Origin of the sequence: Legionella sp. MW5194, from assembly GCF_016864235.1 — a bacterium.
Classification (GTDB): domain Bacteria; phylum Pseudomonadota; class Gammaproteobacteria; order Legionellales; family Legionellaceae; genus Legionella_C.
The window spans coordinates 2,054,057-2,073,499 of sequence record NZ_CP045732.1 but is presented as its reverse complement, the minus strand read 5'-3'; the positions used below and the strand labels follow the sequence as shown (position 1 = coordinate 2,073,499).

Genomic DNA, 19,443 nt, shown 5'->3' with positions numbered 1-19,443 from the left:
ATTTAGAATTTCTCCGCCGTTGCCAAATCCCAGTATTTTTTATAACTTGGCGGGATGTCCGGCCCTAAAAGCTGACCCGGTTTTAAATAGTCATAGATTTCACAAAAGGATTTCACGGATTCTTCACTGACACGACGCATCAGAAAGTCGGGTTTTAAATCGCTGGGATTGGAAAGACCCATGGCCCCCACCATTTCCAGAAAACTTTTCATGGTGTTGCGATGGTAATTGACGACGCGCTGCTTTTTAACATCCACAACCAGGCCGCGTTGCAGGCGCTCGTTCTGGGTTGCAACCCCGGTAGGGCAGGTGTTGGCATTGCATTGTTTGGACTGAATACAGCCGATAGCCATCATCATGGCCCGCGCGGCATTGCACATGTCGGCGCCCATGGCGATTTTAGCGACCAGATCATAGCCGCTGTACACCTTGCCGCTGCAAATGACGCGGATTTTGTCACGTACATTGATGCCGACCAAGGCATTGTGCACAAACACCAGTGCCGCTTCCAGCGGTTCGCCGACCCGGTTGGTGTATTCAAGCGGTGCGGCTCCGGTACCGCCTTCGGCACCGTCTACCGTGATGAAATCCGGCAGAATATTGGTTGTCAGCATGGCTTTGCAAATGCTCAGAAATTCCTCTTTACGACCCACGCACAATTTAAAACCAATGGGTTTTCCGCCTGACAAATCACGGAGTTTTTTTACAAATTCCAGTAGACCAATTGGCGAATTGAACGCGGTATGTGCAGGGGGAGACAGGACATCTTCTCCCATTTTTACTTTCCTGACCCTTGCAATTTCCGGTGTCAGCTTGGCGGCAGGCAGAATACCACCATGCGAGGGTTTTGCGCCCTGAGATAATTTGATTTCAATCATTTTGACCTGTTCGCGGTTCGCTTCAATTTTAAACTCGTCTTCACTGAAACGCCCCTGATCATCGCGGCAGCCAAAGTAAGCTGTCCCTAGCTGAAAAATGATGTCGCCGCCCTGCAGATGGTAAGGGCTTAGACCCCCTTCACCGGTATTGTGGGCAAAGCTGCCCAGTTGCGCTCCTTTGTTCAAGGCCATGATGGCATTGGGCGATAACGAGCCGTAACTCATGGCTGAAATGTTTAAGCGCGAAGCGCTGTAAGGTTGTTTGCAATCGGGTCCGCCCACAATAATGCGCGGTTCGACTTCAGAAACATGCTTGGGTGCCAGCGAATGCAAAACCCAGGTATATCCCACCTGGGTGATTTCACGTTCAGTACCGAAAGGAACCGTGTCACGTACATTTTTGGCGCGTTGGTAAATGAGTGAGCGTGCTTCGCGGTTGAACGGTCGTTCCGCTTCATTGTCGGCAATGAAATACTGCTGAATTTCCGGGCGGAAAAATTCAAGAAGGTAGCGGGAATGCCCAAGAACCGGGAAATTGCGCAATATGGTATGCTCTTTCTGGGTGATGTCGTAGATCCAGAGAATGACAATCGGTGTCAATACCGCTAAAAACCAGATGGTATCATGCAGCATCACCAGAAACAGCAGGATGCCTAATAAAACCACTCCAAAACCGATGTACCATTGGCGTCGCATTGTTTTTCTCTCCTTGAAGCCCTGCCTTGATTATAGGTATATTCTTGTTGATTAAACAATGTGAAATTGACAAATGTGAAAGTCTTTTTAAAATGACAATAAACCCGATTGCCGAGGCTTCATTTGCCGTACTCAACCACCGCCTTGATAAAGATTAATGCTGATGGCCATTACACGCCGTTTCCGGGCGTGACAGTCATTTGCCCCGTCAGGGAGGAAGACACCCCTTTCTGGCAGTCAGTTTATCAGGCACTGGTCAATGATCCCTTGTTGCTGCGTTATTTTTCACCCCTGCCTATGGCCAGTTACCACATGACGGCCATCAACGTGTTTACTGAGGCTAATGAAGGCGCGGAAGGGTGGCACCGGTTTCTGTCGGAGCATCGACCGTTCTTACAGCGCTTGAAAGCGAGTCTTGACCAGCAGTGCATAAAGCCAACGCTCACTATTGAAAAAATTGTCGTCAGTGATGTCATCCAGCTTTATGGCCATTTGCCGGCAACCATGCGGGAAGTCATCGTGACGCTGGCACGGGATCATCACCTTGAACATAAAATACCCCACGTTTTTCACATTACCCTGGCATATCGTTATCAAACGCCATCCGACGAGCGCCTGCAGACCATTACCCGGCATGTCAGCCACAGGCTACAAAAACTGTTGCAGCATCACGCCGACACCTGGTTGCTTAAGCCGGCCGGATTGTATTGTTTTAACGACATGACTGCCTTTATCCCCTGGGAAGAGCAAAACACTTAATGAGGGCTGCCGTCATAGAGTCCGCAAAGGTAACTGTGGGTGGAATCAGCCAGGGCTTCGAGGTGATAACCGCCTTCAAGAACAGAAATGATGTGGCCCTCACAATAATTTGCAGCAAGATTGGCTAAGGTGTGTCCAAGCCAGTAAAAATCGTCTTCATCCAGGTTCAAACCGCCGATGGGGTCGCGCTTATGCGCGTCAAAACCGGCGGAAACGAAAAGAATATCGGGTTTAAATGCCTGTAAGGGGGCTAGAATGCTTTCTTCAAAACGCAGCCGGTATTCTTCGCCGGCTGTTCCAGCTGCAAGCGGTAAATGGATAAGGTTCGGATGATCCCTGACTAAGGGGGTGAATGGGTAAAAAGGATGTTGAAAAGAAGAACAGAAAAGGATCTCTGCTTTGTCTTTTAAAATGTGCTGAGTGCCATTGCCATGGTGAACGTCAAAGTCAACAATGCCCGCTTTTTTAACTCCGTAATGCTTGAGGGCATAAATGACGCCGCTTGCAATCGTGTTAAAAAAGCAAAACCCCATGGCTTGATTATATTCCGCATGATGCCCCGGTGGTCTGACCAGGCAAAACACTTGCGTGGCCTGTTGCTGATACACCTTATCCACGGCCTGAATAAGGCTGCCGGCGGCGTGCAGGGCAGCATTCAGGGTAAACGGGTTCATCAGGGCGTCAGGACCGACCGCTTTGTACCCGTGCACCGGGGCGGCGGTGAACACATGATCAACATGGGCTCTGGCATGGGCGGCGTAAAGCCATTGGCTGTCGATTGGTCTTGCCGTATGCCATTGCAGGGGGAGGGCTGAGGTTTGCAGTTCATCGATAATGGCTTCAATCCTCGCTGGCGACTCGGGGTGAAATTGCCCCATGTCATGCAACTGGCAGACGTCATGGGTGATGATATCAATCATGGTTCATGCCTTGCGGTGCTTTTTAAAATTATAGCATTAACCCATCAACCCAAGCGTGGTCCCGACGTCCGTAGACTCAAGTTACATCACTTCCGTCAGATAGGCATACGCTTTGCGTGCATAGTCTAGAGGCGGCGCTTTGGCTGGATCCTGCTCTGCCTCAACAATCATCCATCCCCGATAATTGAATTGCCGCAATTCGTCAACAACGGCAGCAAAATCCAGTTGCCCATCCCCGGGAACGGTAAACACACCCTGACGCACGGCGTCCATGAAACTTAATTCCTGCTGTTGAACTAGCTGAAGAATGTCGCTGCGGATGTCTTTTAAATGCACATAACGGATTCGCCGCCCGTATTTTTTAATCAGGCTGACCGGGTGAATGCCAGCCATTGCGGCGTGGCCGGTATCGAGCAGCAGGGCGACAAGCCCAGGGCTTGTGTGCTGCATCAGGTAATCAATTTCCTGTTCGTTAAACACACCGGTTCCTGCATGGTAATGGTAGGCTATCTGCATATTGAAATCATGAGCTATGCGGCCAATAGTATGTAAGCCCTGGATCAATTGCTGCCATTGGCTGGCGCTGAATTGCGGTTTATTGTGTCCTAAAATGGGGTGTGAGGTTCCCTGAATGGCGCCGCCGCATTCACAGACATTGACGAATCGCGCGCCTAAGGCACGCATAAAACTTAAATGATCAAGGAAGCGCGACAGGGTGGCATCGTATTGCTCCGCTTCGGTAAAAAAGGTGCTGAACCAGGCACTGGCCATTTCAAGGCCTTTTTCAGCCAGCGATTGCTTGAGGACGGCCAGATTACGGGGATACTTGTTGCCCATTTCCGTGCCGACAAAACCGGCCTCGGCCATTTCACGCAGGCATTGTTCAAAGCTGATGTCCTGGCCCAGGGAGGGATCGTCATCATTGCACCAGTTGATGGGGGCGATGCCGAGTTTGATGGTCATGTGTTGCTCCTTAATAATCTTTAATCGCTTCAAGCTGACGGGCCATTTGTTTGTAGGCTTGTTGCACCTGCGGTGATTTGGACTGAGCCGCTACACCGACCCGCCACCAGGTGTGATAGCCCTCACTCATGGTTTTAGGCAGAACCGGTAAAACGATAACGCAAGGTCGCGTTTCTTTTTTGGCAGCCTGCAGTGCAGCGTTAATCTGCTCATAGCTTTCTGCATAAAAACTTTTTGCGCCCAGGGCCGCGGCATACTGACAAAAATCGATGGTTAAGTACTCACCGGTTAATTGCCCGGATTGCGGATCGCGGTAGCGGAATTCATTACCAAATCCCCGGCTGCCATGCGCTTCCTGCAGGTTGCGTATGCATTGGTACCCGTGGTTATCAAAGAGGAGAATGGTGATTTTTTTATGCTCCTGAATGCAGGTGACCAATTCAGAATGCATCATCAGGTAACTGCCATCGCCTGCAAGCACGTACACTTCGCCCGCATCGCCCCTGGCAAGACGCACACCCAGTCCGGCGGCAACTTCATAACCCATGCAGGAATAAGCGTATTCCAGATGATAATCCTTAGGCTGTTTGCATTGCCATAAGCGATGCAAATCCCCAGGCAAGCTGCCGGCAGCGCTGACGATCACGTCTTCGCCGGTGACCAATTGATTGAGTTCAGCAAGGACGGCTGTTTGCTCAAGACCGTCTTTGCGTATCGGCTGGCTTATCCGCGTTAATTCCTTTTCCCAGGCCAGCCGGTACTCGCTAATCTGTTGTTGGTAGGACAGATCAGTCTGGTAATCCGCCAATGCCTGCGACAATTGCTCAAGACCGGTACGCGCATCGGCTTTTAAACTGAGACTGTCCATTTTCACGCTGTCAAAACGGCTGATGTTGAGGTTGATGAGTTGACAGTCTTCCTGTTTAAATCCTGACTTGGAGGCGGTAGTAAAATCCTGAAGACGCGATCCCACCACCAGAACAACGTCGGCCTGCGCAGCAAGACGATTGGCGGCCTCTGAACCAGTAACTCCCATGCCACCCACATTGAAGGGGTGGCTTGCTACAAGGGCACTTTTACCCGCCTGCGTTTCAGCCACCGCAATGCCATGTCTGGCAGCAAAATCAGCCAGGGTTGCTGTGGCAAGCGAGTAGTGCACGCCACCTCCGGCAATGAGGAGAGGGCATTTTGCCTGCTTAATTAAGTTGACTGCTCGCTGCAAGGTGTCCTGAGAAAGCGGGGGCCGCTCAATGAACCAGTGGCGTTTGCTGAAAAACGATTCAGGGTAATCGTAACATTCCGATTGCACATCCTGCGGCAGGCAGAGGGTCACCGCGCCAGTCTCTGCGGGATCGGTCAGCACACGAAAGGCGTTAATGCAGGCTGTCATCAATTGTTCCGGGCGGGAAATCCTGTCCCAGTATCGGCTTACCGGTTTAAAGCAATCATTGACAGACAAGGTGTAATCATGCGGCATTTCGAGTTGCTGCAACACCGGATCGGGTTGACGGCAACTGAACACGTCCCCGGGTAGAAGCAGCAGGGGAATGCGATTGGTGGTGGCAGTCGCCGCGGCAGTCACCATGTTGGTTGCACCCGGTCCAATGGAAGAGGTGCAGGCAAAAATTTTCAAGCGGTTATGCTGTTTTGCAAAAGCAATGGCGGTATGGGCCATGCCCTGTTCATTGTGACCCTGATAATAGGTCAGGCCGCAATGATCATACTCCAGTGCTTCACCAAGTCCGGTGACATTGCCATGCCCAAAAATACCAAAGACGCCCTCCACAAAGCGCTGCTCCACGCCATCCATCACGACGTATTGATTGGCCAAAAACCGTAAAAGGGCCTGGGCCATGGTTAAACGAATTGTGTTCATTTGCCTTCCTTATTGCTTTGTCTGCCATGATCGCAGTCGCGATCCGGCATGGCGAGTCCACTCGTGTTCGCTCTGGAACGTGGGGGTTCGATAGGGATTATCCGGTTGATGGCGAATAAACCACAGCGTGTACATGGCGTAACCCGGTGCAGTGCAATGCGCATGCGACTGGCCTTCTGCAATTTGAAACGTGTCGTTGTGTTCAATCCGCAGCACCTCGCGGCCATTTTCGCCGAAGGCAAAGCCCTGAGGTTCGGAAAAACGGTAATGGTAAATTTCCGGCTGCGGGTGAGCATGCGGGGGATAACTGGACCAACGGCCCTGAAAGGTTATGATTTCACCCACCACCAGATTCGATTCGGGACGATTGCGTTTGTCAAAGACGGTGCGAACCAGTCGATAGGACGTGTTGTCCAGCAAATCCTTGCCACGATGATCGCATTCAAGCAGATTGGTCTCATCAAAAAACACAGGCGCAAAGGATTGCTGGTTTTCGGTTTCAATCAGCAGGATCTCGCAATCACTTAGGGCTTCCACATGCGCCGACATACCGGCGGGGCAGTGAAGAACCAGAGGCAGCTGTGAGAAATAATCCGTGCGTTCGGCTTCTTTTTTTAATGACTGATAATGGAAAAAAACCCGGCCAGTCATCAGCAGGGCCGCAAATTCATAGTCGGTATCAAAATGAAATGTTTGGCCGCTTTTTAGTCGCAGTGAACTGAAATTCATGCCCGTGGGCAAGGTGGATTTCTGCATGTCGACAATGCGGTTTAAACCGTCTTTAAATCCCTGAGGTTGTTTAAGCAGGGTTTCAGACAAGGGGGAGGATGTGGGGGTCAATGACTGATGCAGTTTGGCTAATTCATCACTCGCCCAGATTTCAGGATCGTCTGCATAATGGCGGATGAAATAGGTTAATTCAGGCCAGAAGGGGATGGCTGGTGCACAGCCATGGCGAGTGACCACCAACGCACCGCAGGCATTGGCGTAAGTCATTGCCTGGTCAAAGGATTCGCCTGTCAGCAGTCCGCGCAGCAAACCGGCCATAAAGCCATCGCCAGCGCCTAATACATTGAGGACGGGTACAGGGAACGATTGGCTGGAATAAGGCCTGCTGCCTCTGGCGAAATAAACCTCGCTTCCTTTTTCGCCGCGTTTCATGACAATCGGCGCTTGCGTGAGGCCGCGAATCGTCTGCAGGGCCTTGTGGATGTCCTCCTTGCCTCCGGCGATGCAGATTTCTTCTTCTGTACCGACCACCAGTGCGCAATGGGGCAGAATCTGCTGATAGGTTTGGGTGACGCGGCGGCTGGTCAGGTAACGGAGTTCGCCATTGCCCCGGTCCGTCAATCCCCACAACACTGGACGGTAATCCAGATCCATAATGATGGCAGTGCGGTTTTTTTTCGCCACGTTGACGGCATGGCGGGTGGTTGCAAACATCGAGGACGTCGACAGCCCCGTACCGGTGATGAGCAGGGCTTTTGCTTCAGCCATTCTGTCTTCCTGGACATGCTCGGGCTTTAGCTGCATGTCGGCACAATCATTGCGATAAAACATCAGCGGGAAGTCACGCGGCGGTTTAATTCCCAGTAAGACCAACCCGGTTAAATGCTGGCTGGACTCCTGAAGAAGGCTGATGTCCACGCCTTCCTGCATCAGCGTCTGTTTGAGAAAAGTGCCGATGTCATCCTTGCCGACGCAGGAAAACATCAGGCTGTTTAGTCCAAGCCGTGCGGCGCCCACGGCAATATTGCCAGCGCAGCCGCCTAAATATTTTCGGAATGTCTGAGCCTCCACCAGACTACTGCCTATTTGTTCCGCATAGAGATCAACAGCCACACGTCCCATGACAATGACATCAACGGGGCGATTGTTTTCAAAGACAAAATCAATCTGTGTCATGGCCCGCCTCACTCAAGATGAACGGGCAAGCCCGTGGCCAGTGATTGCTTTGCAGCACTGGCGATGCGCAGGGCCTGAAGGCCATCCCAACCTGACACCGGACTGGGCCTGCTCTCTTGCCAGGCCTCATGGAATGCCAGCAGTTCCGCTATGAAGGCCTGTTGATACCGTTCCAGAAAAAAGAATTTGGGGTTGGCGACGGTGGTTAAGTGCTGACGGTAATGCTTTACCGTGTGATTGGGCTGATTATCCGCAAGCAGCATGCCCTGGGAGCCGAATGCCTCGATGCGTTGATCATAGCCGTAGACCGCCTGACGGCTATTGTCGATAACGCCTAAAGCCCCATTGGCAAAGCGAAGTTGAACAATGGCAGTGTCGACGTCCTCACAGGCTTCAAAATCCGGATCAATCAACACAGCGCCGCTGGCGAAAATCTCCACAACTTCGGAGGATGTTAAAAAACGCGCCATGTCAAAATCATGAATGGTCATGTCCATAAACAAACCGCCGGAGGTGGCGGCATACCCCTTGGGAGGGCATACCGGATCACGGGACGAAATGCGCACGATCTGCAATGCACCGATATCTCCGGCCTTAATCTGGGCCTGCAGGGTGGAGAAACTGTGATCAAAACGGCGATTAAAACCCAGTTGCAACAGGGTATTATTCGACTCAACGACGGTTAAGGCGTCTTGAATGGTTTCCTCGGTAAGGCCCATGGGTTTTTCACAAAAAACCGCTTTGCCCGCTGCACTCGCGGCTATAATCTGCTCAATGTGAAGCGAGGAGGGGGATGCAATCAGGATCGCGTCAATGTCCTCGCGCTCGATGAGTTCACGGCTATCGCCGCTGATGGAAATGGACAGTCCCTGAGCCCAGGATCTGTCTATTGCCGGATCGGCAATGGCGGTTAATTGAAATTGCGGCAGGTGAAATTGAATGTTTTCTGCGTGCAGGCGGCCAATGCGTCCCGCACCAAGGATGCCGAGGCGGCAGCGTTTATAAGGTAAATGAGTCATGGTGTTTTTTCCAAAGTGAAGTCAAACGGGTTGTTTCTGTGGGGGAGCGACTGACCAATGTCTCTGATGTTTAAGCCTTTCGCCAGGTTTTCTTCAATGTTTTCAAGACTGACACCAGAGGTTTCGGGGACAAAATAATAGGTGACGACAAAGGCCGATAAACAGATGAGGGCAAAAGCAAGAAAAACCGCGCTTCCGCCAACGCGTTCATAGGCCTGTAAAAACGAAATGGAGACCGCAAAATTCGCCGCCCACTGCATTAAAGTGGCAAAACTCATGGCCATGCCTCGAACGCCTGAGGGGTAAATTTCGGCAATGAGAACCCAGAATAACGAGCCCAGGCTGATGCAATAGCCAATGACATACAGCGTTAGGAATAGCAGCAGGACAAAGGAAGACGGGGCATTGGGGAGTGTAAAGAAAAGGCTTGCCGCCAGCAGGCTTATGCAGGCCAGGAAAGAGCCGCCAAGCAACAAAGGCCGTCGCCCGCAACGATCAATAAGGCAGGCTGTTACCGCGGTAAAAATGAAATTAATCAGACTGAGCCAGAACGTGGCGAGGATGGCATTTTTAACCGGCATGAAGCCTGCGTCATGAAAAATCATCGGCCCATAAAACAGGATGGCGTTAATGCCTGACAATTGTTGGAAAATGCCAAGACTTACTCCCAGCAATAGCAGTCCAGCAAGCGGCCGTTTTAACAGAGCCAGGGGATTGGCTTGTGAAGGGCTCTCTTGTTTTTTTATTTCCTCTAACTCCAATGCCGTTTCCATGGCGTTAGGGCGAATCCGGTTTAAGGCTTCCCGGGCTTTTTCTTCTCCATGATGCTTTATTAACCATCGCGGGGAATGGGGAACAAAAAACAAGCCGAGGAATAACACCAACGCGGGCAGAATACCGATTGTCAACAACAGCCGCCAGCTGGAAGACGAGACATCATGGAGAAAATAACCCAAGAGGTAGGCGGCGGCTTGACCGGAAGTGATGGCAAGCCCATTCATTAGCACAAGGGCCCCTCGTCTATTCCGGGGCGCCATTTCAGCAATGTAAAGCGGTGCTACATAGGAGGCTACGCCAATGCAGAGTCCGATTAAAAAACGACCAGCAAGCAACGCCGTCAGGGTATGGGCGTCTGCACAAATGACAGTGCCTGCAATAAACAGCAGGGCCACGGCTTTAAGCAGGGAACGACGGCTTATGCGATCCGCAATAAGGCCGCTGAGAGGAATACCACAGACTGAGCCGAGCAAGCTGGCGCTGACGATTTGTGACCATTGCCAGGTGCTTAGGGATAACTGCGCTGACACCTGATCGTGAATATCCGCGATGACAGTGGAATCAAAACCAAAAAGAAAACCGGACAGACCGGCGATGGCAGCAACGAGTACAACAAAACGATTGATCCCATGGTTCATGGCGCTGGCATAAGTCCTTTTAATTTTTCCGCTGCAATGCTAACACTGTCGTGCAGAATCGTAAATGCCACGCTTGTTTAGCGGGGTAAACTCCTGTAATTTAAAAAGATTATTAAATGGCGTAAGGACCGTCTTTACCATGCGCAAATTGCTCGCTACCCTGCTATTGCCAGCCTGCTTGTTGCCGCAGTCCGTTTTGTCTTACAGCATGCGTTATGCCAGCAAGCCCTTTGTCCCAATGGTTGATAATCAGGCTTTTCGCGATGAAATCATTAGTTACGTGCGCGGTATTGCCATCAATCAAATCAGACAGACCCCTTTGCAGAACCTGCAGACGCTGGATGCAACCTGGAATAACGCCTACCAGAAATCCGACTGGAGTGTGCATGTCAGCCTTTATCATCTGGGTAACAAGGTCGGTGAAGGGGCAAGCCATGGATCAAGCCTGGCAGACGTTTTAAAAAAAGCGACCGACATGTCGCTGAAACCGCAGCCGACCGATCGCCTCAATGAAGCGGAGTTAAATCATTACCGCTTCAAAGTGGCCTTTGATTATTATCCTGCACGTCGGTATTCCTTCATCGAATATGGCGAAAAGGGCCTTGAATTAACCGGCAGCCGCGTCGCTGTCCGTACCATGACTGCGGACTCCCTGAAAGAGCAGATCAAAAACAGCGAAGCCTATTTACTGAAAACCATGCACCCGCAATTGCATGGTTTTTTCAAATTTTATAATGCGGGGAAGGACAAACAGCAGGAATTGTTGCGCACCATTTACTCATCCTCCAGTTTATACACCTTGCTGATGCTTTATCGTGCGCACCCGGATCAGCGCTTGTCGGCACAATTTAAACCCATTGCTGATTTTATCCTTTCCAATCAGGTAAAAGAGGGACCTCATGCCGGGGGCTTTTATTACGGCTTTAATCCAGAAACCCAAACTAAATCCTGTCGGGTAGTGGTAGGCACAACGTCTAAAACTATTTTTACCCTGCTTGAACTGAACCAGTTTTATCCCGATGAACCCAAGTACCTCGCCGCCGCTAAACACGCCGGCGATTGGCTATTGACCCGGGTCAATCAGGACGGCACAGTCATGCCGGTGGCCAGCTGTACCAGTGGTCAATGGAAAGACAGCAACAAACAGTCTTTTCTTTATTCCGGTCAAGTGCTTTCAGCCCTTTCTAGGCTCTACGGGGTTACGCATGATCAACGTTATCATCAGGGGGCTTTAAAAATTGCCGGGCAATTTTTAAAGCAAATACAGACACAGGGTTTCATTGTCGGTGATGATTACCGGCCGGCTAACTCCATTTCGTCAAGCTGGGTGATGATGTCGCTGATTGATCTGGCTAAAGTCGACAACAATCCGGTCTACCGTAAAACCATTGATGACATTGCCAAAGCCATTCTGGCACGGCAGATTACGGATAAAAATGACATTTACAGTAATGGACGCTACCTCGACGCGATGACGACCAGCGGCAATGGCTGGATTAATGAAGTCATGGGCGTGCTTTATCAATTTTGCACTCAACAGGGTGGCAATCAATGCCAGCGTTACCGGGAGGCGATGATCCTGACCAGCCGTTGGTTATTGCAGAATGCCTATACGCCACAGAATACATACAATGTTAAAAATCCCGAACGGGCAATGGGTGGATTTATTACCAATTTCACCACCCGCACAGTACGCACCGATGCAGTCTGCCACGGTGTGAACAGTTTGATTATGCTGCTTGCAAGTACGGGTAATGACAACAAGCCGCTGATTAACTTACCGGAAAGACCCTTAATCGAGATACTTCCGTTATTGCGCGCAGGCAATGGGTTTCTATGAGCGAACAAAGCAATAAAGACAAAGTGTATGAGTCTTACGATAAAATAGTCGATTGGTATGACGCGCATCGCGGTCGTGAACTTTTTGAAAAACCTTACCTCGATGCACTTTGTGATGAAATACGGCGCAGCAGTAAAAAGATACTGGATTTAGGCTGTGGAACCGGCGAACCCATCGCACGCCATGTCATTGAACAGGGGTTTACTATTACCGGCGTGGACGCGTCAGTTAAAATGATTGAACTGGCAAGGCAGCGTTTTCCCGAACAGCGTTTTATTGTCGAAGACATGCGCGCACTGGAGCTTGATGAAACGTTTGATGCCATCCTCGCGTGGCACAGCTTTTTTCATTTGCCGCCGGATGATCAACGCGCCATGTTCAAGGTGTTTGAAAACCACCTTCATGTCGGCGGCGTCTTGCTTTTTACGACAGGACCCTCGGAAGGCGAGATCTGGAGCGACAATGGCGGGCAGAATCTTTACCATGCGTCATTAAGCCTGGCGGAATATGACTACCTGCTGGCTCTGCATCATTTTACCGTACTGACGCATAAAGTAGCGGATCCGGATTGTGGCGGCGCGACCGTTTGGTTTGTGAAGTATACGCACAAGCCCATTCATCACATTAATAATTAAAGCCACAATGGTTTTAGCAAAAAATCCCATTTCGCAGCAATGGCGGATGGAATCTCACCCCGCTTAACATTAAGCCTGGTGGAGTATCACCCACTGCATCGCTTACCTGCACAAAAAAGAATTCGCCTTGTAGCGCGCTACCGATTGGCTTGCATATAGGCACAAGCCAATCGATTATGTTGATTGTTAATTGGGGTAAGGTTGCAAGGGGGTATTGAGATCATAACCGGTATAAAATTTGTTTTTTGTCGCCTGCGACTCCGGCGGGTAAATTAAATTCTCAGCATGGTAACCCTGTTCTGCTAAAAAAGAAGCTAAAAGCGCGCCGCCAGATTCACTCAAATTGTCTTTGGATACTTTTTGACTTTGCAAGGCGATTGCTTTGGCCTCATTGAGAGCGGATGGTGCATGAGCCCACTGCGTTCCGTTAAAGCACAGGCGTTGGTGGTGGATGTTTTTGGATTCAGGACTATAGTACGTGATGGAGAGAAGGCCGTTGACACTGCTCTCACGAATTAACCAGGGTGACAATTTACCCATGCTTTTCGCAACGATGCTTTGTGCACTTTCTGCGTCAAGCGTGGCATAAATGTAACTGGAGCTTCTTTTGTTCGATTCAGGCTGAAATATCCCATGTTTTTCTATCATTACCTTTTCTCCTTAGATTGGAATCATTTATGTTACCCCATTTCACAAATCAGTAAATATTTTTACAAATTTTCCTTTAGATGTACTAAATGACGGCAAAGACTGCAGTAATGAAATTCCTAATCAGGTTTTAGCAGTTGACGCGAATCACCAGTATTGTACAATCCCGACAATTCCGCGGAGGAACAAGCGGTTATTGTCCCCGAAACTTGTATTATCAGGAGTGTAATCAGGGTTCATGATGCCAACAACAACCGACCATAACGCCTGTGACTTGATCCTGTTTGGCACCTTGGGCGATCTAGCCCGACGCAAACTTCTCCCAGCATTGTATCAGCTGGAAAAAGCAAATCTTCTGGCTGCGGATACACGACTGATTGGTTGTGCGCGTGAAGCCCTAAGCGATGATCAATACGGCCATTTTTTAAAAACCAATGTTGAGCGTTTTGTTGTTGAGTCGATCGATGAAACCGTGTTGCAGCGGTTGCAGCAACGCAGTCATTATGTGCAAATGGATTTAAGCCAGGCCGCGGATTACCGAAAACTTCTCGAAGCCGTATCTCCCGGACAACGGATTACTGTCAGTTACCTTGCGGTGCCGCCCTCCTTATTTGGACCAATCAGCCAGGGTTTGGCCAGTGTGGGTCTCGCTACCGGAGCCGCTCGCATTGTACTGGAAAAACCCATCGGTCACGATCGGGCGAGCTCTATCGCCATAAACGACCAGGTATCTCATTATTTTAATGAAAATCAGATTTATCGTATTGATCATTACCTTGGCAAGGAAACCGTATTAAATCTATTGGTACTGCGTTTTGCCAATTTCATTTTTTCATCGAATTGGGACCGTACCGCCATTGATCACGTGCAAATCACGGTCGCTGAAGAAGTTGGGGTGGAGGGGCGTTGGAGTTATTACGATGACGCCGGTCAAATGCGGGACATGGTGCAAAACCATTTGTTGCAGATTCTGTCCCTGATCGCCATGGAGCCGCCGGTCAGCCTTGATGCCGGCAGCATTCGCGATGAAAAATTAAAAGTGCTTAACGCATTACGCCCCATTAATCAGAGTAACGTGCTGGAAAACACGGTACGAGGGCAATATGTCAGCGGCGTTCTGCGTAACCGCGTTGTTCCCGGCTATTTGGAGGAAGAAGGCGCACGCACGGCAAGCAAGACGGAAACGTTTGTAGCGCTTAAGGTCGCCATCGATAACTGGCGATGGTCAGGGGTTCCTTTTTACCTGCGTACCGGCAAGCGCATGGCACAAAAACAAAGTGAAGTGGTCATTTATTTTAAACCGCAACCGCATAATATTTTTGTTGCAAGCTGCCCGGCATTAAACGCCAACAAACTGATTATCCGCTTACAGCCAGATGAGGGCGTTGAAATTCAAATCATGAATAAAATGCCAGGTCTGGGTGAAACCATGCAGCTTAAAGAAAGCCAGCTGGATTTAAGTTTTAATAAAACCTTTGAAACCCTGCGAATCGCCGAGGCGTATGAACGCCTGTTGCTTGAAGCCATGCTGGGTCATCAGTACCTGTTTGTCCGACGCGACGAGGTTGAGCAGGCCTGGCAATGGGTCGATGGCATTGTTAACGCCTGGGAAGAAATCCAGATTCCACTTCATACTTACCCCGCCGGCTCGTTAGGGCCAGAAGCGGCACACACACTGCTGGCGCGGCACCAGCATCAATGGGATTAACAGGATGCAATTAAATCATTTTAACGATTCAACCCTATTAAATGAGCAATTTGTCAGCGAGATTACCAGGATTCTTGACCAGGCCATTAAGGCGCGTGGGCAGGCCTATCTGGTGGTTTCCGGAGGAAGCACGCCCAAAGCATTGTTCCAGCGTTTGGCTCAGGCCGAGCTGGATTGGCATAAGGTCACCATTACCCTCTGTGATGAGCGATGTGTGGCGCCGACGGATCCGGACAGCAATGAAACCCTGGTGAGAAGCTACCTTCTTAAGCACCAGGCAGCCCATGCACAGTTTATCAGTCTCCATAGCGATAAACCGACACAGGACGAACGCCTGTCGGACATTGAAGACCGCCTTAAAACGTTGCCGGTGTTTGATATCGTTATTCTGGGTATGGGCGAAGACGGGCACACCGCCTCTTTGTTTCCCTGCAGTGAACAAATTGAGTCGGGTCTTCATGATGAAGAGCTTATTGTCTTAACCGTTGTGCCGAAAACAGCGCCATACCCGCGGATTTCACTGAGTAAAAACAGGCTGCTGAACAGCCGGCATGTTTATCTGCATTTAGTTGGTGAAAACAAACTGGCGGTGCTTAACCTGGCTTTAGCCTCCGACAGAGCCACCGCCATGCCGATTCGAGCTTTCCTGCAACATCCTGGCACGGACGTGCAAGTGATGTTTGCCGCGCAATGAGGTGAGTCATGCATCCAGTCATTCAGCAGGTCACTGACAAAATCAACGAACGAAGCCTGAAAAGCCGCGAACAATACTTAAAACGACTTGAGGCAGCACGCCTTAAGGGCCCACACCGCAAAGCGCTGCATTGCGGGAACCTTGCCCATGGGTTTGCCGCCTGCAATGCTGACGACAAGAGCGACATACGCGCCATGGTGAAGCCCAACATTGCCATTGTGTCTTCCTATAATGATCTGCTCTCAGCCCATCAGCCTTATGCGTCTTATCCCTCGCTTATCAAGCTTGCGGTCCGTGAAGCAGGGGGCGTGGCCCAATTTGCCGGTGGGGTGCCGGCCATGTGCGATGGTGTGACTCAGGGACAGCCGGGCATGGAGTTAAGCCTTCTAAGCCGTGATGTCATTGCCATGGCGACAGCAGTGAGTCTTTCACATAACCTGTTTGACGGCGGATTGTTGCTGGGGATCTGCGATAAAATTGTACCGGGCCTGTTGATGGCGGCACTGGCTTTTGGCCACCTGCCTTTTCTCTTTGTTCCTGCAGGTCCCATGCCCAGCGGCATTGCCAACAAGGAAAAAGCCAGGGTACGTCAGTTGTATGCGGAAGGACTCGTGAATGAGGACGCTTTGCTGGATGTGGAGGCCGCGTCTTACCATAGCCCGGGGACCTGTACCTTTTATGGTACCGCCAATTCCAATCAGTTGGTCATGGAAGTCATGGGCCTGCAGTTGCCTGGCTCGTCGTTTGTTCATCCGAATACCCCCCTGCGCCAGGAATTAACACGCGCCGCCGCCCGCCGTGTTGTGCAGTTAACGGATTTGGGCAATGACTATCTGCCTTTAGGGAAATTGATAACCGCCGCCGTTTTGGTCAATGGCGTGGTAGGTCTGCTGGCTTCTGGTGGCTCCACGAACCATACCATGCATCTCATCGCTATTGCGCGCGCCGCGGGCTTTGTGCTCAATTGGGACGATTTTGCTGATTTATCGACAGTCACGCCGCTCATTGCCAAAATTTATCCCAATGGTCAGGCCGATATTAACCATTTTCACCAGGCAGGCGGCATGGCTTACTTCATTCAGACTCTGCTGGATGCCGGTTTGCTGCATGAGGAAGTCGAAACGGTGGCTGGTTTTGGTCTCGGTCGTTACACCGAGCAACCCTTACTTGACGCCAATCAGCTGCAATGGGTCAACGGTGTTAAGCACTCCCTTGATGAGCAGGTATTAACTTCGGCTGAAAAGCCCTTTAAACCGCAGGGGGGGGTGCAGGTTTTAAACGGTAATCTCGGCCGGGCTGTGATGAAAACCTCTTCGCTGGCTGACCATCAGGAGGTGATTGAAGCCCCGGCTGCTGTTTTTGCCAGCCAGCATGAACTGGAAGCAGCGTTTAAAGCTGGCGAACTGAATAAAGATTGTGTCGTGGTTGTCCGCTTTCAGGGGCCCAAAGCCTGCGGCATGCCGGAATTGCATAAACTCACACCCATTCTGGGCGTATTACAGGATAGGGGCTATCAGGTGGCGCTGGTGACCGATGGGCGTATGTCTGGCGCGTCCGGTAAAATACCGGCGGCGATTCATGTTACCCCGGAAGCAATGGATGGCGGCGTGATTGCCAAAATCCAAAATGGCGACCGCCTGCGTGTGGATGGCCGGGAAGGGGTTTTGCAGCTGTTGGTCAGCGACGAGGAATTGGCAGGACGTTCGCCTCAGACAAGCGATTTAACCTCCTGTCATCATGGCATGGGACGGGAACTGTTCGGCAACTTGAGAAGGCATTTCTCCGGTGCTGAAGAGGGGGCTTGCAGTCTGTTTATGAGTGAGGATGATGGTTATGCTTAACCCGACTACTTACGCCATTGTCGCGGATATTGGCGGAACGAATGCTCGATTCGGCCGTGTCGATTTGCGTACTCTGAGGGTTGATCGCCTCGCTGTTTTTCCCTGTGCTCAATTTGCCGGCCTGGATGCCGCGCTTAAGCATTATCAGTCCAGTCAGCATTTACAGAATGTACGCTACGCTGCGATTGCCATTGCTTGTCCTGTAACCTGTGATCGGATTAGCATGACGAATCTGGATTGGCAATTTTCCATTCAGGATTTAAAACATAAGCTGCAATTGGAGCAACTGCAGGTAGTTAATGATTTTACGGCGACGGCAATGAGCCTCCCGGTATTGCCCACCGCTGATCGAGTGCAGATTGGTGCCGGGCTGGTGGATAATAGCAAGCCCATGGTGGTATTGGGGGCCGGGACAGGGCTTGGCGTGGCGCATTTAATCCCCTCAGCAGATGGCTACATCCCTCTGCCTGGCGAGGCTGGACATGGCGGCTGGGCTGCGCAAACCGAACAGGAATGGTTTATTCAACGCTTTTTGCATGCGCGTTATGGTCATGTGTCCGTTGAGCGAATCATTTCCGGTCCGGGCCTCGAAAACCTTTATCTGGCTATTGCAGCGTTTAACCAGCAACCGGCTGAAGCGTTAACCGCAGCTGAGATTGCCCACCAGGCGTTGACGCAGCAATCGCCGCTGGCCTGCGCTGCTGTTTCGCAATTCTTCGACAGCCTTGGCAGCTTTGCGGGTGATCTTGCCCTGTCACTCAATACGTTTGGCGGTGTGTACATTGCTGGCGGTATTGTGCCCCGGCTATTGCCAATGATGGCAGAAAGCGGGTTCAGACAACGCTTTGAAGCCAAAGGACGCTTTGCAGCTTTTAATCGTAACATTGCGACCTTTGTTGTAGCAACACAACAGCCGGGATTGTTAGGCGCAGCCGTTTATCTCAAACAACTCATGGAAAAAAATTATGCCTTCTGTTAATGCGTTATCCGCTGCTTCGGTATTGGCGATGGGGCCAATCATTCCCGTGGTTGTTCTCCATCACCTTGACGATGCGTTACCCTTGGCCGAGGCCATATTAAACGGTGGCATCAAGGTGCTGGAAATTACGTTACGAACGCCAGTAGCGCTTCAATCCATTTGTTTACTTAGGGAACGCCTCGCGGAAGCCTGCGTGGGGGCGGGCACGGTGATGACTTGTCGGCAATTGCAACAATGCACCGAGGCCGGAGCACAGTTTGCCATTAGTCCCGGCTCAACAACCGAGTTACTGCAGGCAGGATTGCAAAGTCATATTCCCTTAATTCCCGGTGTTTCCAGTGTGTCTGAAATGATGGAAGGGATGAATTGCGGCTACAGCCATTTTAAATTTTTTCCCGCGGAGGCTGTAGGGGGTATCCCTATGCTGAAAGCCATTTCTGCCCCATTCCCCTCCCTCAGGTTTTGTCCTACTGGCGGTATTCATGCCAAGAATTATCTGGACTACCTGGCGCTGGCTAATGTAGAGTGTGTGGGCGGTTCCTGGATTGTACCTGATGACGCAATTAAACAAAAAAACTGGTCACTGATTACCGATTTGTGCTCGACTGCTTTGGAAAAAGCATCGCAACCCGCAGCAGTAAATTAAAAAAACAACATGGACTTTTAA

16 protein-coding genes are annotated in these 19,443 nt (G+C 50.7%); 8 read left to right on the top strand and 8 right to left on the bottom strand.

The annotated features are described in order from the left end of the window. Positions 1-2: 2 nt before the first annotated feature. Positions 3-1,574, bottom strand: a complete 1,572-nt coding sequence (locus GH742_RS09635; protein ID WP_203454766.1) for an FMN-binding glutamate synthase family protein — start codon at positions 1,572-1,574, stop codon at positions 3-5. Positions 1,575-1,697: 123 nt separating this feature from the next. Between GH742_RS09635 and GH742_RS09630 the strand changes: the two genes are divergently transcribed. Further along, positions 1,698-2,333 carry a DUF1868 domain-containing protein gene (locus GH742_RS09630; protein ID WP_203454765.1) on the top strand — a complete coding sequence of 212 codons (636 nt, stop codon included), beginning with the start codon at positions 1,698-1,700 and terminating at the stop codon, positions 2,331-2,333. On the opposite strand, the gene GH742_RS09625 is transcribed toward GH742_RS09630, so the two are convergent. The 6 genes from GH742_RS09625 to GH742_RS09600 all read right to left on the bottom strand — a co-directional run bounded on the left by GH742_RS09625 (position 2,330) and on the right by GH742_RS09600 (position 10,431). Further along, positions 2,330-3,253, bottom strand: coding sequence for a histone deacetylase family protein (locus GH742_RS09625; protein ID WP_203454764.1), 924 nt, complete (start codon positions 3,251-3,253; stop codon positions 2,330-2,332). The genes GH742_RS09630 and GH742_RS09625 overlap by 4 nt on opposite strands. A gap of 81 nt (positions 3,254-3,334) precedes the next feature. Continuing rightward, complete coding sequence (gene iolE / locus GH742_RS09620; protein WP_203454763.1) at positions 3,335-4,216, bottom strand: myo-inosose-2 dehydratase; 882 nt, start codon at positions 4,214-4,216, stop codon at positions 3,335-3,337. A gap of 10 nt (positions 4,217-4,226) precedes the next feature. Then, positions 4,227-6,092 carry a 3D-(3,5/4)-trihydroxycyclohexane-1,2-dione acylhydrolase (decyclizing) gene (gene iolD, locus GH742_RS09615; protein WP_203454762.1) on the bottom strand — a complete coding sequence of 622 codons (1,866 nt, stop codon included), beginning with the start codon at positions 6,090-6,092 and terminating at the stop codon, positions 4,227-4,229. Positions 6,093-6,101: 9 nt separating this feature from the next. After that, positions 6,102-7,997 (bottom strand): 5-dehydro-2-deoxygluconokinase, encoded by a 1,896-nt coding sequence (gene iolC / locus GH742_RS09610; protein WP_203454761.1) that lies wholly within the window; start codon positions 7,995-7,997, stop codon positions 6,102-6,104. Between the two features lie 8 nt (positions 7,998-8,005). Beyond that, positions 8,006-9,016: an inositol 2-dehydrogenase gene (gene iolG / locus GH742_RS09605; protein WP_203454760.1), complete on the bottom strand. Its 1,011-nt coding sequence runs from the start codon at positions 9,014-9,016 to the stop codon at positions 8,006-8,008. After that, positions 9,013-10,431 (bottom strand): sugar porter family MFS transporter, encoded by a 1,419-nt coding sequence (locus GH742_RS09600; RefSeq protein WP_203454759.1) that lies wholly within the window; start codon positions 10,429-10,431, stop codon positions 9,013-9,015. The genes iolG and GH742_RS09600 overlap by 4 nt, the downstream gene beginning before the upstream one ends. Positions 10,432-10,570: 139 nt before the next feature. On the opposite strand from GH742_RS09600, the gene GH742_RS15625 reads away from it, so the two are divergent. Continuing rightward, positions 10,571-12,271: a hypothetical protein gene (locus tag GH742_RS15625; RefSeq protein WP_239005195.1), complete on the top strand. Its 1,701-nt coding sequence runs from the start codon at positions 10,571-10,573 to the stop codon at positions 12,269-12,271. Next, a complete protein-coding gene (locus GH742_RS09590; protein WP_203454758.1) occupies positions 12,268-12,906 on the top strand; it encodes a trans-aconitate 2-methyltransferase in 639 nt (212 codons plus the stop codon). Before GH742_RS15625 ends, GH742_RS09590 begins: the two co-directional genes overlap by 4 nt. A gap of 186 nt (positions 12,907-13,092) precedes the next feature. Here GH742_RS09590 and GH742_RS09585 read toward each other — a convergent pair whose 3' ends face one another. Then, positions 13,093-13,554 carry a hypothetical protein gene (locus tag GH742_RS09585; protein ID WP_203454757.1) on the bottom strand — a complete coding sequence of 154 codons (462 nt, stop codon included), beginning with the start codon at positions 13,552-13,554 and terminating at the stop codon, positions 13,093-13,095. A gap of 241 nt (positions 13,555-13,795) precedes the next feature. On the opposite strand from GH742_RS09585, the gene zwf reads away from it, so the two are divergent. The 5 genes from zwf to GH742_RS09560 are packed head-to-tail and all read left to right on the top strand — an operon-like array spanning position 13,796 to position 19,422. After that, on the top strand, positions 13,796-15,262 hold the full coding sequence (gene zwf, locus GH742_RS09580; RefSeq protein WP_203456908.1) for a glucose-6-phosphate dehydrogenase: 1,467 nt from the start codon (positions 13,796-13,798) through the stop codon (positions 15,260-15,262). A gap of 4 nt (positions 15,263-15,266) precedes the next feature. After that, on the top strand, positions 15,267-15,956 hold the full coding sequence (pgl, locus tag GH742_RS09575; protein WP_203454756.1) for a 6-phosphogluconolactonase: 690 nt from the start codon (positions 15,267-15,269) through the stop codon (positions 15,954-15,956). 8 nt (positions 15,957-15,964) lie between these two features. After that, on the top strand, positions 15,965-17,797 hold the full coding sequence (gene edd, locus GH742_RS09570) for a phosphogluconate dehydratase (RefSeq protein WP_203454755.1): 1,833 nt from the start codon (positions 15,965-15,967) through the stop codon (positions 17,795-17,797). Beyond that, on the top strand, positions 17,784-18,776 hold the full coding sequence (gene glk / locus GH742_RS09565; protein ID WP_203456907.1) for a glucokinase: 993 nt from the start codon (positions 17,784-17,786) through the stop codon (positions 18,774-18,776). Before edd ends, glk begins: the two co-directional genes overlap by 14 nt. After that, positions 18,736-19,422: a bifunctional 4-hydroxy-2-oxoglutarate aldolase/2-dehydro-3-deoxy-phosphogluconate aldolase gene (locus GH742_RS09560; protein WP_370569558.1), complete on the top strand. Its 687-nt coding sequence runs from the start codon at positions 18,736-18,738 to the stop codon at positions 19,420-19,422. Before glk ends, GH742_RS09560 begins: the two co-directional genes overlap by 41 nt. Positions 19,423-19,443: the final 21 nt, after the last annotated feature.

Bases quoted from the DNA above. Each gene is read 5' to 3' on its own strand.
- iolD (WP_203454762.1), bottom strand. From the start codon at position 6,092: ATGAACACAATTCGTTTAACCATGGCCCAGGCCCTTTTACGGTTTTTG.
- iolC (WP_203454761.1), bottom strand. From the start codon at position 7,997: ATGACACAGATTGATTTTGTCTTTGAAAACAATCGCCCCGTTGATGTC.
- iolG (WP_203454760.1), bottom strand. From the start codon at position 9,016: ATGACTCATTTACCTTATAAACGCTGCCGCCTCGGCATCCTTGGTGCG.
- iolE (WP_203454763.1), bottom strand. From the start codon at position 4,216: ATGACCATCAAACTCGGCATCGCCCCCATCAACTGGTGCAATGATGAC.
- GH742_RS09635 (WP_203454766.1), bottom strand. From the start codon at position 1,574: ATGCGACGCCAATGGTACATCGGTTTTGGAGTGGTTTTATTAGGCATC.
- glk (WP_203456907.1), top strand. From the start codon at position 17,784: ATGGTTATGCTTAACCCGACTACTTACGCCATTGTCGCGGATATTGGC.
- zwf (WP_203456908.1), top strand. From the start codon at position 13,796: ATGCCAACAACAACCGACCATAACGCCTGTGACTTGATCCTGTTTGGC.
- GH742_RS15625 (WP_239005195.1), top strand. From the start codon at position 10,571: ATGCGCAAATTGCTCGCTACCCTGCTATTGCCAGCCTGCTTGTTGCCG.
- pgl (WP_203454756.1), top strand. From the start codon at position 15,267: ATGCAATTAAATCATTTTAACGATTCAACCCTATTAAATGAGCAATTT.
- GH742_RS09585 (WP_203454757.1), bottom strand. From the start codon at position 13,554: ATGATAGAAAAACATGGGATATTTCAGCCTGAATCGAACAAAAGAAGC.
- GH742_RS09600 (WP_203454759.1), bottom strand. From the start codon at position 10,431: ATGAACCATGGGATCAATCGTTTTGTTGTACTCGTTGCTGCCATCGCC.
- GH742_RS09625 (WP_203454764.1), bottom strand. From the start codon at position 3,253: ATGATTGATATCATCACCCATGACGTCTGCCAGTTGCATGACATGGGG.
- GH742_RS09590 (WP_203454758.1), top strand. From the start codon at position 12,268: ATGAGCGAACAAAGCAATAAAGACAAAGTGTATGAGTCTTACGATAAA.
- edd (WP_203454755.1), top strand. From the start codon at position 15,965: ATGCATCCAGTCATTCAGCAGGTCACTGACAAAATCAACGAACGAAGC.